The following is a 13,511-nucleotide window of genomic DNA, read 5'->3' as shown; positions in this document are numbered from 1 at the left end:
ATGAAGAGACGTGATAGAGAATAACGCAGTATATATACAGGCACTCGGTCAGCAAGCTAAACAGGCAAGTTATGCCCTTGCGGGTCTAAATGGCTTGCAAAAAAAGGCTTTGCTTGAAGCCATTGCGACTAAGTTAAATGAAAAGAGTGATGTCATTGTCGCTGCTAATGCAAAAGATGTGGCGTCTGCGAAAGAGAACGGCCTCAATGATGCTATGGTCGATCGTCTGTTACTGGATGAGTCACGCCTCATGGCTGTGATTGCAGATATCGATAACGTGATAAACCTGAGTGATCCTGTCGGCACTGAGCTTGAGAGCCAGCTATTAGATAATGGTCTGCGTCTGTCCCGTCGTCGGGTTCCCCTTGGAGTCATCGGCGTTATCTATGAAGCGCGCCCTAATGTGACAGTGGATATCGCCGTCTTAGCGCTCAAGACTGGTAATGCCGTGATATTGCGTGGTGGCAAGGAAACCTTGCAGTCTAATTTAGCCTTGAGCGAAGCGATCCGTGAGGCTGTAGTAGAGCAGGGGTTACCCGCCGATGCGGTGCAGCTTATTCAAAGTCCGGACCGTAGCCTTGTATCGGCTCTGCTTAAACTCGATCAATATGTCGACATGATAGTGCCTCGCGGTGGTCCTAACCTTCAGCGTTTATGCGCCGAGCAGGCGACGATACCAGTTATTTTGGGCGGTGTAGGTATTTGTCATCTCTACGCCGATAAAGATGCTGATATAGAGAAATCTATCCAAGTCATCGCCAACGCTAAGGTGCAGCGTCCGACAGTGTGTAATGCGCTGGATACGGCATTAATCCATCGAGATATCGCTGATGTTATGTTACCTAAGCTATACCAGGCACTTACTGCATTAGGTGTGAGTTTTTATGGTTGCGGCAAGTCAATCGCTATTGCAGAAAAGCAAGGGTTGGCAATTGAGACTGCAACCGAAGAAACCTATGCTCAAGAGTGGTTATCACTAACATTAGGCATCAAGATTGTCGATGATATGGATGGGGCAATAAGTCATATCAGAACCTATTCCAGTGGACACTCGGAAGGGATTTTAACCGACAATATTCATGCATCGGCAGCGTTTATCAATCAAGTGGATTCGGCGGCTGTTTACATCAATGCCAGTACCCGCTTTACCGATGGTGGCCAGTTTGGTCTAGGCGCCGAGGTAGCAGTGAGTACCCAGAAACTTCACGCTCGTGGTCCCATGGGGCTGGAAGCCTTGACCACCTATAAGTGGATCGGAGTCGGTGAATATACATCTCGGAGCTAATTTCCTAGTGAGAAGTCGCTTCGAATCAAGCGGGCGTACATTTTATTTCGGTTCATTTGCCATTAGTTGTATTGGAAGGTTTGTTTAAACTCAAACCTTCCATCCTCGATTTTCTGGTAATGGAAGCTCGCAGCAGTACCGACACTGAACTATTCAAAATCAGGGTGCCTCTTCGAGCATATTTTTTCAGCTTCAGGCAAGAGAGTTTAATCACTGGTTTTTATAGCTCGTCATTCCCGCAATGATTTTGAGCGGGGATCCAGTGGACTTTTACCTCTTCTACGGCATCAGCTTAATTTCTTAATCATTTCTGCAGCAGAGGCCATGGCTTCTTGTACTGGGCGTGCGGGGGATATTTTTGTGGATTTAAATATTCCCGGACAGGCGATGCGCCATGAGTTGATGACATTAGCAATACTTTCAACATCGTTGGCCTCTACTATGGTTACTCCCCATAGATCTGGTGAGGCATCAAATCGGATCACTTCTACGTTTTGAGGTGGAAATAGCTCAGCTGCGGTTAGCTTCTCTGCCGCCTGCAATCTGGCCAGAGCATCCGTTTCTTCGTTTAACTCCCAATAGATAAGAAATAACATCTTGAATCCTCCATTAAGGATCTGTTTGTTGCTTGGATCGGGATCATAATTATAGTCGGAGTTTAGCTTTTACAGCTGAGGTTGTAGGTTGAACTTGTAAGAATGAAGTAAGGTTATTGAATGTCTTCAATATGAAACATTTTAGGGCTATATGGCGGCTGAGTACTCAAAACAGCAGATTGCCATTATCGCGCTATAATTTCGCCACAATTGATCGATATATTAAGGGCATATTTACCGATAAGGTTTTGTTATGTCAAAATGTCTAGGCTTGCTAGTTTCAATGTACCATTTCGTACTTTCCTCTTTAGGTACATTCATTATTCCTACGTCTATTCTGCTATTTATAATGAGTATAAGTTCAAGTCAGGCTGCTCTGGATAAGATATCTAATCAAGCTGATTGGTCTTCAGAAGTTATTGAGATAGAGATGGTGTTACCGACACTTTATTTGGTTCGGTCCCATCAAGAGGTGCAGCTTTCTGCTGACAAGCCGGCTGTTAAGATGGATGCCAACTCTTTTATCTATATAGATAACCAGGATGCTTATCTTATCGACACGCCATGGAACGTCTCCGATATGCCCGATCTTATGAGCTGGCTGCAAATTAAAGGCTTATCACTAAAAGGGGCGTTAGTTACACATTATCACGCCGATAGCGCTGCTGGGTTAGGTTATCTAGATAAAGCTGGCTTTGATACTTATGCATCAGACATGACCAATGCATTATTAAAAAAGGAAGATAAGCCTATCGCGAATCATACTTTTTTAAGTGGGAAATTCGAATTTGTTAAAGGCAGTATAGAGGCGTTTTTTCCTGGTGCAGGTCATAGCATGGATAATCTGGTTGTCTGGCTACCGGGAGAGCAGATATTGATTGGCGGTTGCTTTTTAAAGTCTAATAGCTCAAACAGTTTAGGTTGGACTGGAGATGCTGACTTAGCAAACTGGTACCACTCTGCGAGTAATGTGAAAGCCAAGTATGCTGATGCGAAACTGGTATTTCCTGGCCATGGAGATGGAGTCGAAGGTTCAGCGATAATTGATCATACGATGGCGATCACCAAGGAGTTTGCTAGCTTGAAATGAAATTAGGTTTCATTTTGTTGTAGGGGCGAAGTTATATTGGTATTTGGTAGCGGATTTTAGATTGTACCTTCATGGTTATCTATTGCTTGCAGCAGGCGCATGTGTAAACACTTCAGTGACACGCTGCAAGCACATCCCTGTGAGCTCTGACGTGAGCTCCCTGTCACGGAAGGTCACAGCCGTGTCCACACTCGTTATTCGCAATAAACCTCTTTTTATTATTTAGACTTGATAGGTTAGTGCTCTTTACATTGTGCTAACAAGTTAATAGGCTTCTGTTTGTTGTGGATTTTGGCTTGGAGGCCTTGCAGTGGAAGTTGAAGTAAAAATTGAAGTGATTAATGAAAAAGATCGTGCAGTCTTTGATGAGCTGGTTGCAGGTGTTCGACAGCATAAATATGAAAATATGGGACCGGAAGAGACTCTGCCTCTTTCAGTGGTTGCTCGTGATGAAGATGGTAAAGTCATTGGTGGTGTCTCTGGACAGACTATTTATAGGAATTTTTTAATTGACGTGATGTGGGTAGACAAGAAAACCAGAGACACAGGGCTTGGGCGCAGATTAATGGAGCTAGCAGAAGCTGAGGCAAAGAAACGAGGCTGCCTCGTTGCCCAGCTTGATACATTGTCTTATCAAGCCCCTGACTTCTACCAAAAGTTGGGTTTTGAAATTGTAGGAACGGTGCCTGCTTTTCCTGGCAGTCCAGCTAGACATTTTATGATAAAAAATTATCAATAATTTTATTCTACTTGAGTTATCGCTAGCTTCAAATGAAGCTAGCTGACATTTTCTGTTTTAGCTTCTGGCTGATTATATATTGGGTAATTTGTTGAAGGTTGTACCTTGATTGCAATCTACCAGTTGCAGCGGGATTATATGTAGATACTTCAGCGAGACGCTGGTTCTTGATTTCATAAGAGTCCGCCCCTGTAGTCTCTGTAGCTGCGTCTGATGTGAATGGTCTTGTATGTTCCAGACATACATAAGACATTTCCTATATCCCTATAGGTCAGATTTACAAATGCAGTGGTGACATGGATGTCAGAGAACTGCCATGCTGCCGAAGCTCGCAGCCGCATCTACACTTGGTTATTTACTTCTTCGATTGTGGTTTATTACTAGTGTTCTATAACTCGCCTTTGCCCCATTATTATTTTCGACCTACGAAGATTCTCGGGTAGCTTAATGGAATTCCCCTCCCCTAAAGTACTGAACACGGACAAGCACTCTTCTTACGACAATGCGATTGCACGCTTAAACAAGAAGGCCGCCTCGGAAGTATGTCGAGCATCGATAAGTAAAGTATCTAAATAACGGGATTGAGTAGGATCACGCTCCGATTAAGAAGCTGATTGTCGCCACGGGTGGTTTCAAGATACGAAAGCGGGCTTGAGACATTACGGATGCTCAACAAGGGACAATTTTATTTTTGGTTACGCGGTTACGATGAAAAGTTGCGCGTGAGGGAGAGATCTGCCTTCATGAATCTGTTATTCGATATTGAGGCGGTTGGTGCTTAATCCGGTGTTAAATAATCAAGGGGAAGTTACTTGATTCAGTTTTTGCAACAACCCCGTTTTTGTGATCTTATACTTCGAGTTTGGGTGGATTATTCGATACTAGTTAATCCCAAACGCCTTCAGGAGACCTGAAGGCGTAGATAACGCTGTTAAGAAAAATACCCAAAAGGAAGAGGCTGTAATTAAGACTGGCTTTTCACTTCAAATGTAGACTGTACCGGCTTGTGGTCACTGGCATTGTCAAAGCCATCAGCAAGTACCGTAGTTTCTAGGTTCTGAAAGTTACCGGTTTTGTTGGTCAGCCCCGTGTTGTCTAACTCACCAAAATCTGGGCGATCTCGACCTTCTTTCTGCTTAATTTTACCGCTTGAATCAAGCTGCATGTAGGTATGGCTATCGAGTGGTTTGAACTTGAAGCCATGCTTGGCTAGGTGCGTATCATCGTGTGCAACAGGGTCGTACATTACGTCAGAACCTTCGGCAACTCGCTTCTCACGCTCGTTTAGGTCTCCGGTGATCAGAACCTCTTCATTCGGTTTGATTCCTTCCATCAACTTGTTTCCTTCCAATTCACGCTTCGCCTCTTTGTTGGAATCTAAGTGTGCAGAAATGGCGGTTAAATCTTGGCCATTGATCTCTAGAGCGGTTTTCACGCCGCCTTTGTTACCCGTGATACCCATGAAGAACTCCATGTTTCGTCCACCAATACCGTGACGATACTCAGATTCTTTTTTCACGTTAATATCGACGCCATCTTTGGCAAAAACTGACATCGATGTATAACTGACGCCTTCACCAAGACCTTTCGTCATTACCTTCATTTTGTTTTGGCTAAGCATGTTCATGCTATCTAGCTCTAGATCACTGGCGAGCAGTTTGGATTCTTGCTCGGCAAACAAGACCACATCATAGTCACCCTTTTGGATGAGATTTTGGAAATAGCTCTTTGTCTCTTCGGGCATCTTTTGGTTAGCCTGGTTGTAGGTTAACGTTAAGACCTTTACGTTGCTGCTGCTCTCTTTTTTGTGCAGCTGCTGGTTCATCACATTCAGTTTTAAATCACTATTTTTTGCTGAATCTGTTTTGCTAAAAAAGCGGTTGAAAAAGCTTCGGTTTTCTTTCTGTTTTAGGCTAATCTCACCATCGCTATTTTTAGTGACGCTGTATTCTTTACCAAACACAGAACCAAACTTAAGGGTGTCACCTTCTTTCGCGTTGGCTTTAATGTTTTGAATATTCGCGAGGTCTAAGTTACCTCGGTGCTGGCTATTAATTTGAATTGTTGACATGAACTAACCTCACTTCTTAATATGCTCAATAACGGGATGAATTAAATGAAAATACCGACAGGCGGTTTTTCAGATACCGTTTCTGCGTTATCCATTTGTTCGATAAAAAGGTGCCACTGCTCAACTTTTTCTAACAGTTGCTGAAAGGTGTTTTGAACGTAACCTTGAGGTTTGTTCGATAGGGAAATTACCTTATAAATCGATAGTCGACGGCTATCTGGCATCAAACCGACGCCAAAACCGCCTCTAAACGGTTCTAGCGCATGTTCACCGATTGCGACAGCTAATGCATCAGGTAGCGGCGTTGGTAATTCAACAGGGCTTGTTACCGAAATATGCAGATTAATGGTTGTTTCGTTCTTAAAAATAGTGAGGAAAAGGGCATCATCATGTTCGTTTGTTTCTGATACTAATTCGCATTGAAATAGATCGTTTTCATCAAAGTCGACGCTGTCACCTAAAAAACTGATACTCTCTTGGTAGATATCCATTATTTTCTATTTTTTACCTTAAATTGACTGATTGGTATTACTATTTGACGTTTAGAGGATTTTAAGATGTGAAGGTGTAATGGGATATCAGATATGGGTGTAAATTTTTATTATTTTGATCAATTTATTTTAAATAAAAAAGATAAAGGGGCTGAGCGAATTAGGGCTTTCGGATAAATCAATGTACTTTGTCTAATCAATGTCAGATTAACTAGACCTCATGCTCTAACCTGATTTTGTCCAAAAGCTTGTTTGTCATGTCGAGAAAAGCCAAATCGAAGAGATTAATAACATGGTGTGAATGCGTCTGTGACCTTCGACATTAAGGAGACTATAGGAACCCATTCCTTTAATAGATGGGGCGCCATGTCGCAGAAGTGTTTGCACTTAAACCCACGTCAGGTGATAGGTACCAACGAAGCCATGCTTACCAGATGACACCCAAATACAAAACCAGCCAAATGAACCGAATCTAAAAAGAGACTTAAAACTTGTTATCCGACAAGTTCTCAAATCTATAGTAAAAATCACCAACCATTAGCCCAACCCACTAATAAACGACAATAACCCCGCCGACTCAATTAGACTCAACTTAGTTAATTGTTTGAAATACAATTAAAAAATAAGTTTGGCTTAAATTTTGCCTTGTCTATGTATACCCCTAGGGATTTCAATATCAGGATGGCGAACATGAACAAGCTAATGGAAAAACTTCTTACAGCAACTTTGAGCAGTGTCATGGTTGTTTCTGCCGCATTTTCTTCTTTAGCTGTGACCTCTGCGTCGGCTGATAGCGCTAAGTCACTGAGTCAGACTTATGCTTATGATGGTCAGAAAGTATTGCTGGATATGGATATTGGTTCAGTTAAGTTTATTGCTACCGATGAGCAAGATATTCATGTTGAGGTCTTGGTCACTCCTAGCGAGAGCAATTGGTTTTCCCTTTGGAGTAGCTTAGATATCAGTGACGTTGAACTCGATGTTGTAGAGGCGTCTAAAGAAATTGAACTTAAGTTAACCGAGCAAGATGATGTTAAGCAGGAGTGGATTGTCTACCTACCTCGTCATGCCGCGATAAATCTTAACATGGGAATTGGTCAAGTTGAGGTCAATAACATGGAAAACAGCATAGATATCGACTTAGGTGTCGGTCATGCGGAAGTGAATCATGAGATTTTGTTTAGCTCGGTTTCGTTAGAGTCGGGTGTTGGTGAAGTATCAGTTAATCTACAAGGGCAGCAGGTTGACGTGGATAGAAACTTTGTTATGCAGACGTATGAAAGAGAAGATGAAACAGGCTTTGGTCGATTGAATGTGAATGTGGGAGTCGGTCAAATAGATGTACATCATAAGCTTTGAGTTAAAGAATCAGCTTTTTCAGAAATTAGACTAGTGCTACAGCCGTACCTATATTAAGTAGTCGCTAGTAGCAATATTAATAACAGAACAAAAAGCCCACCGCTTTTATCTAAAGGTGGGCTTTTAAATGGATCTTAGTCTCTGTTTTAAGCCGACTCTCTGGGGTCGCTTCTTTTTAGTTTATTTAGGTGAGGCAGTAGTTGTTGCAGAGCCAGTGCGGTTAAAATTAACGCTAGACCTATATAAGTCGAGCTGGCTATCTGTTCTTGCAAAATCCAGGCGATAAAACCGATAGACATGACTGGGGACATGAAGACTAAGGTGCTGATACTCGCCGTTCTTTCCGCTTTTTTCAGTGCCACCAACCAGAGTACGAAGGTGACTCCCATCTCAAATAAGCCTACATAGATCCCAGCTGCGAACGCTTGTGTATTCCAACTGGGTAGTTCTTGAGTCCATAACAAGGTGACTAAAATGAAAGGGAAACCTACCAAAAAGCTGAGCAGTAGACTCACGACTGGATCTCCCTTGTCTTTGGTGTTGATTATCCAGTAAAGAGACCAAAGTAATGTACTTGTTAGCGCAAGGATGACACCTGTACCACTCTCGAAGGAGAAATTCGTGAGGTTGCCTTGAGTCGCGATAACAAAAACACCAAAGTAGGCGACGATAGCAGCTGTCATATCACTCTTTCTCAGTTTTTGGGAAAGGAGTGGTACAGACAATAGAGGCAGCAAGATGGCCCAAGTATAGTTTAGGGACAACGCCTGTTGAGCCGGTAGCAGATCATAAGCTTTGAAAAGCACTAGGTAATAAAGGAAAGGGTTAAGTAAGCCTGCCTGCAGGTAAAATAGTGGCTTCGACTTAAATTGTGCTTTTATCAGGTGTAGCTTTTTTTGGATCAGTAAAATAAAGCTCAGGGCAAAAATAGATGTGACGGTAGCGACAAATACCAACTGCAGTGGGCTGAAATGTGCGAGTGCTAGTTTAAAGGCGGTGGCGACCGTTGACCAAAGACAGATGGCGCCAATGCCATACAGATAGGCCTGATTTGATTGTTTCAATGATTTTACTCTTAACTACAGCAGAGACTACGACACGATTTACCAGCTATTTCATTAAGCCGAATATAACGCACTCTTGGATTGCATGCATTATACGGTATTTTTTATGGTGATTTTGAGTCTAAGATCAAAAAAATGCTCAAGTGTGCAATTTTTATCTCTTTACACTTGTAATCAATGTAAACGACCCAATATAGAGGTTAAGGCAAGATTATGGGGTCGGTTTAGGCCAAAGTAAAACTTGATATAACGAGTCGTTCGTTGAAACAAAATTCTTAAGAACTATTTCTTACTAACTTTATTTCAGGCTTGAAATTGTTTTTAGTTAACCCCATATCTCCATCAGATAACAAATTTAGCATTATTAAAGAAAAGATTTCAGGAGCACCCCATGGGTAAAATTATTGGTATCGATTTAGGCACAACAAACTCTTGCGTAGCTGTATTAGACGGCGACACACCACGCGTATTGGAGAATGCCGAAGGCGATCGTACTACCCCTTCAATCATCGCTTACACAGGCGATGAGATTTTGGTTGGTCAACCTGCAAAGCGCCAGGCTGTGACAAACCCAACTAATACTTTTTACGCCATTAAGCGTCTTATCGGTCGTCGTTTTAAAGATGACGAAGTTCAGCGTGATGTCGACATTATGCCGTTCAAGATCATCGCTGCAGATAATGGTGATGCATGGGTTGAAGCTCACGATAAGAAGATGGCTCCACCTCAGGTTTCTGCAGAAACTTTGAAGAAGATGAAGAAGACTGCCGAAGATTTCTTAGGTGAAGAAGTAACAGAAGCGGTTATTACCGTTCCTGCATACTTCAACGATTCACAGCGTCAAGCAACTAAAGATGCCGGCCGTATCGCGGGTCTTGAAGTTAAGCGTATTATCAACGAGCCAACTGCTGCTGCACTGGCTTACGGTATCGATAAGAAGCAAGGCGATAACATCGTTGCTGTATACGACTTAGGTGGCGGTACTTTCGATATCTCTATCATCGAAATTGATAGTGTCGATGGTGAGCAGACATTCGAAGTACTTGCGACTAACGGTGATACTCACTTAGGTGGCGAAGATTTCGATAACCGTTTGATTAAGTATCTTGCCGATGAGTTCCAGAAAGAGCAAAGTCTCGATCTACGTAACGATCCATTGGCTATGCAGCGTCTTAAAGAAGCTGCAGAGAAAGCAAAAATTGAGCTTTCTAGTGCATCACAGACAGAAGTTAACCTGCCTTACATCACTGCCGATGCGACAGGTCCTAAGCACTTAGTGGTTAAGATCACTCGTGCTAAACTTGAGTCTCTGGTTGACGACCTGATCACTCGTACTCTAGAGCCGTTGAAAGTTGCTCTTGCAGATGCAGACCTTAGCGTTTCTGATATTAACGAAGTGATTCTTGTTGGTGGCCAGACTCGTATGCCTAAGGTTCGCGCCGAGGTTTCTGAGTTTTTCGGTAAAGAACTTCGTCAAGACGTTAACCCAGATGAAGCCGTTGCCATAGGTGCAGCTGTTCAGGCTGGTGTACTTTCTGGTGAAGTGAAAGATGTATTGCTACTTGACGTTACACCTCTGTCTCTAGGTATTGAGACCATGGGTAGCGTGATGACTAAGCTTATCGAGAAGAACACAACTATCCCGACTAAGGCTGGCCAAACATTCTCTACTGCTGATGATAACCAGAGTGCTGTGACTATTCACGTACTTCAGGGTGAGCGTAAGCAATCGAGCGGTAACAAGTCTTTGGGTCAATTCAACCTGGAAGGTATTGAGGCTGCTCCACGTGGTATGCCACAAATTGAAGTTGCTTTTGATATCGATGCCGATGGTATCTTGCATGTATCAGCAACGGATAAGAAGACAGGTAAAGAACAGAAAATCACTATTAAAGCCTCTTCAGGTCTAAGTGATGAAGAAGTAGAAGCTATGGTACGTGATGCTGAAGCCCATGCTGATGAAGATGCTAAGTTCGAAGAGTTGGTAACGGCTCGTAACCAGGCTGATGGCATGGTTCACGCAACTAAGAAGCAGATTGAAGAAGCTGGTGAAGCCTTGCCAAGCGACGAAAAAGAAAAGATTGAAACTGCCATTACTGCTGTCGAAACTGCGGTTCAGGGTAAAGACAAGGAAGCAATTGACAAAGCAACTCAAGAGCTGATGGAAGCATCTTCGAAGTTGATGGAAATTGCTCAAGCTAAGGCTCAAGCTGAGCAAGGTCAGCAGGCTCCAGAAGGCGAAGCACAAGCTGCTAAGCCAGACGAAGATGTTGTTGATGCAGAGTTTGAAGAAGTGAAAGATGACAAGAAATAATATAGGCTAACCCCTGAGTTATTGAATACGGGCGTTAGGGGAAACTCTAACGCCCGTAGTTGTGATTTGAGCTACAAGATTAGCGACTACAGCTACCACATCAGCAAAGAAAGCGTGAGAATATGTCAAAGCGAGATTATTACGAAGTATTAAGCGTCGGCCGCGATGCCAGCGAGCGTGAAATTAAAAAGGCTTATAAACGTTTGGCCATGAAGTTTCATCCGGATCGCAATCCAGACGATAAAACTGCCGAAGCCAGCTTCAAAGAGGTAAAGGAAGCTTACGAAATCCTTACCGATAGCGATAAAAAGGCGGCTTATGACCAGTTTGGTCATGCAGGTGTCGATCCTAATCGTGGCGGTGGTGGTTTCGGTGGCAATGCCGATTTTGGTGATGTTTTCGGTGATGTATTTGGTGATATCTTCGGTGGTGGCCGTCGTGGTGGTCAACGTCAGGCTGCTCGTGGTAGTGATCTACGTTATAACCTAGAGCTGTCTTTGGAAGAAGCGGTTAAAGGTCTGACTAAAGAGTTACGTATTCCCAAGCTGACTACCTGTGATAGCTGTGATGGTAGTGGTGCTAAGAAGGGCACTTCGCCAACAACCTGTGGTACCTGTCATGGTCAAGGCCAAGTACAGATGCGCCAAGGTTTTTTCGCGGTGCAGCAAGCCTGTCCTACCTGTCATGGACGCGGTAAGATCATTAAAGATCCTTGTAATAAGTGTCATGGCGAAGGTCGTGTTGAGAAGAGCAAGACCTTGTCAGTTAAGATTCCTGCGGGAGTCGACAACGGCGATCGTATTCGTTTATCTGGCGAAGGTGAAGCCGGTGAATATGGTGCACCTCCTGGCGACCTTTACGTACAGGTGAGCGTTCGTGAGCACTCAATATTCGTTCGTGACGGTAATAACCTCTATTGTGAAGTACCGATTTCATTCGGTAAAGCCGCATTAGGTGGTGAGATTGAAGTGCCTACTCTCGATGGTAAGGTGAACCTTAAGATACCTTCAGAGACGCAAACTGGTCGTATGTTCCGCATGCGTGGTAAAGGCGTTAAGTCTGTACGCAGTCATGCTGTGGGTGACTTGTTGTGTAAGGTTGTCATGGAAACTCCAGTCAAACTTAACGAACGTCAAAAAGAGTTGTTGCGCGAATTCGATGAGACTCTTTCGGATGCTTCCAAGAAGCATAGCCCGAAAGCCGAAGGTTTCTTCGACGGTGTGAAGAAGTTCTTTCAAGACTTGAACACCTAATTTAATTTCATAGCGCTATCGCTGAAATTTAATTAGTGAATAAAGCCCCGCATTGCGAATAAGCAAGCGGGGCTTTTTTGTATATGGATATAGTTATCCCCGGGCGCCATGGATGGTGCAAGAGGGGATTTGTATATGAACCTCCCTTTAACAAGAGTTATCCCCGATCGCAGGGGCTGCGATGGAGGGGGTTTTCACGAGGCCAAAAATGTTCCAGGCATTTTTCGGCATTTGCTCCATCCTTCTACCTTCTGGATTAAAATGAACACGAGGGTAACAATGTAGTGACTTATTCATGATAATAATGTTGCTGAAATTTGATAGACTCTACATCCTAGCCACTAGAACCTCTTTACCTAGTTACTTCTAAAAACAAAGGACTCACCACAGATGAAATCCATACCTGTATTATTTCTTTCAGCCATGATTTTATCAGGCTGTGCCACCCATCAATCACCTACCGGGCGTGGGCAGACCTTGCTGTTTTCATCTCAAGAAATAAACCAGATGGGAGATCAATCATTTGAGCAGATTAAGAAGCAGGAGAAAGTAAGTAAGGATAGCAAGCTGGTGAATTATGTTGATTGCGTTGCTAATCGAGTGACTCGAGTTTTACCCAATAAATCAATGAAATGGGATGTGGTGGTATTCGAGTCTAAGCAAGTAAACGCGTTTGCCCTGCCTGGTGGTCATATCGGGGTTTATACCGGCTTATTAAATGTGGCCGAAAATGAAGACCAGCTGGCGACGGTTATCGGACATGAGGTGGCACATGTGTTGGCTAATCACAGCAATGAGCAGGTATCCCGCGGGCAAATGACTGGAATCGGCATGCAAATGGCCGATGCGGCACTCGGTGTAGGCGGTGTGAGTAATAAAGACCTGTATATGGCAGCGCTTGGCTTAGGTACTCAAGTTGGCTTTATATTACCCTATGGCCGTGAACAGGAGAGTGAGGCCGATATCATGGGAGTGGAGTTGATGGCACGAGCTGGGTTCGATCCGAGCCAAAGTATGGCCCTTTGGCTGAACATGGCCAAAGTGGGAGGGGAGTCAGGACCTGAGTTGCTATCTACTCACCCATCTCATAGCCATAGAATCGATGATTTAGCTCAAATGCAAGCTCAAGTAATGCCACTTTATCTGGCAAACAAAGATAAAGACCAAAATCGATGTCAAATTACGAAATAAATTTAATGTAATTAAGATCACAGTTTTTAACTATGGTAAACTATCGCGCGAAATTAAA

At 43.4% G+C, this 13,511-nt stretch carries 10 protein-coding genes and 2 pseudogenes; 8 read left to right on the top strand and 4 right to left on the bottom strand.

Annotated features, from left to right (window positions below):
- The first annotated feature begins 10 nt into the window (after positions 1-10).
- Positions 11-1,285: a glutamate-5-semialdehyde dehydrogenase gene (locus tag sps_RS21110; RefSeq protein ID WP_077754302.1), complete on the top strand. Its 1,275-nt coding sequence runs from the start codon at positions 11-13 to the stop codon at positions 1,283-1,285.
- A gap of 287 nt (positions 1,286-1,572) precedes the next feature.
- Here sps_RS21110 and sps_RS21105 read toward each other — a convergent pair whose 3' ends face one another.
- Positions 1,573-1,881, bottom strand: a complete 309-nt coding sequence (locus sps_RS21105; protein ID WP_077754301.1) for a DUF3303 domain-containing protein — start codon at positions 1,879-1,881, stop codon at positions 1,573-1,575.
- A 349-nt stretch (positions 1,882-2,230) separates the two neighbouring features.
- Between sps_RS21105 and bla the strand changes: the two genes are divergently transcribed.
- The 3 genes and pseudogenes from bla to sps_RS21085 form a co-directional block, all read left to right on the top strand.
- Complete coding sequence (gene bla, locus sps_RS21100) at positions 2,231-2,971, top strand: metallo-beta-lactamase (RefSeq protein ID WP_237157901.1); 741 nt, start codon at positions 2,231-2,233, stop codon at positions 2,969-2,971.
- Positions 2,972-3,281: 310 nt separating this feature from the next.
- Complete coding sequence (locus sps_RS21095) at positions 3,282-3,710, top strand: GNAT family N-acetyltransferase (protein ID WP_237157900.1); 429 nt, start codon at positions 3,282-3,284, stop codon at positions 3,708-3,710.
- Positions 3,711-4,172: 462 nt separating this feature from the next.
- Positions 4,173-4,492: pseudogene (locus sps_RS21085) on the top strand (DDE-type integrase/transposase/recombinase); the annotation flags it as partial.
- A 185-nt stretch (positions 4,493-4,677) separates the two neighbouring features.
- Here sps_RS21085 and sps_RS21080 read toward each other — a convergent pair.
- Both sps_RS21080 and ati1 read right to left on the bottom strand, forming a co-directional pair.
- A pseudogene (locus tag sps_RS21080) lies at positions 4,678-5,781 on the bottom strand (VPA0450 family T3SS effector inositol phosphatase); the annotation flags it as partial.
- A 41-nt stretch (positions 5,782-5,822) separates the two neighbouring features.
- The gene (gene ati1 / locus sps_RS21075; RefSeq protein WP_077754297.1) at positions 5,823-6,272 is read right to left on the bottom strand and encodes an Ati1 family type III secretion system chaperone; all 450 of its coding nucleotides are present in this window, start codon (positions 6,270-6,272) and stop codon (positions 5,823-5,825) included.
- 690 nt (positions 6,273-6,962) lie between these two features.
- On the opposite strand from ati1, the gene sps_RS21070 reads away from it, so the two are divergent.
- Positions 6,963-7,631, top strand: coding sequence for a hypothetical protein (locus sps_RS21070; protein ID WP_077754296.1), 669 nt, complete (start codon positions 6,963-6,965; stop codon positions 7,629-7,631).
- Between the two features lie 146 nt (positions 7,632-7,777).
- Here sps_RS21070 and sps_RS21065 read toward each other — a convergent pair whose 3' ends face one another.
- Positions 7,778-8,695 (bottom strand): DMT family transporter, encoded by a 918-nt coding sequence (locus tag sps_RS21065; protein WP_077754295.1) that lies wholly within the window; start codon positions 8,693-8,695, stop codon positions 7,778-7,780.
- Positions 8,696-9,086: 391 nt separating this feature from the next.
- Here sps_RS21065 and dnaK point away from each other — a divergent pair, with 391 nt between their 5' ends.
- The 3 genes from dnaK (at position 9,087) to sps_RS21050 (ending at position 13,453) form a co-directional block, all read left to right on the top strand.
- Positions 9,087-11,009 carry a molecular chaperone DnaK gene (gene dnaK, locus sps_RS21060; RefSeq protein ID WP_077754294.1) on the top strand — a complete coding sequence of 641 codons (1,923 nt, stop codon included), beginning with the start codon at positions 9,087-9,089 and terminating at the stop codon, positions 11,007-11,009.
- 122 nt (positions 11,010-11,131) lie between these two features.
- Positions 11,132-12,262, top strand: coding sequence for a molecular chaperone DnaJ (gene dnaJ, locus sps_RS21055; protein ID WP_077754293.1), 1,131 nt, complete (start codon positions 11,132-11,134; stop codon positions 12,260-12,262).
- A 390-nt stretch (positions 12,263-12,652) separates the two neighbouring features.
- Positions 12,653-13,453 carry a M48 family metallopeptidase gene (locus sps_RS21050; RefSeq protein WP_077754292.1) on the top strand — a complete coding sequence of 267 codons (801 nt, stop codon included), beginning with the start codon at positions 12,653-12,655 and terminating at the stop codon, positions 13,451-13,453.
- The last annotated feature ends 58 nt before the right edge of the window (positions 13,454-13,511 follow it).

This window comes from Shewanella psychrophila, assembly GCF_002005305.1.
Classification (GTDB): domain Bacteria; phylum Pseudomonadota; class Gammaproteobacteria; order Enterobacterales; family Shewanellaceae; genus Shewanella; species Shewanella psychrophila.
Note: the sequence above shows the minus strand (reverse complement) of the source record. Positions and strands in the feature narration are given on the sequence as shown.

What these genes read in the sequence shown, in the direction of transcription:
- sps_RS21105 (WP_077754301.1), bottom strand. Translation starts at nt 1,881, where the DNA reads ATGTTATTTCTTATCTATTGGGAGTTAAACGAAGAAACGGATGCTCTG.
- dnaJ (WP_077754293.1), top strand. Translation starts at nt 11,132, where the DNA reads ATGTCAAAGCGAGATTATTACGAAGTATTAAGCGTCGGCCGCGATGCC.
- bla (WP_237157901.1), top strand. Translation starts at nt 2,231, where the DNA reads ATGAGTATAAGTTCAAGTCAGGCTGCTCTGGATAAGATATCTAATCAA.
- dnaK (WP_077754294.1), top strand. Translation starts at nt 9,087, where the DNA reads ATGGGTAAAATTATTGGTATCGATTTAGGCACAACAAACTCTTGCGTA.
- sps_RS21070 (WP_077754296.1), top strand. Translation starts at nt 6,963, where the DNA reads ATGAACAAGCTAATGGAAAAACTTCTTACAGCAACTTTGAGCAGTGTC.
- sps_RS21050 (WP_077754292.1), top strand. Translation starts at nt 12,653, where the DNA reads ATGAAATCCATACCTGTATTATTTCTTTCAGCCATGATTTTATCAGGC.
- ati1 (WP_077754297.1), bottom strand. Translation starts at nt 6,272, where the DNA reads ATGGATATCTACCAAGAGAGTATCAGTTTTTTAGGTGACAGCGTCGAC.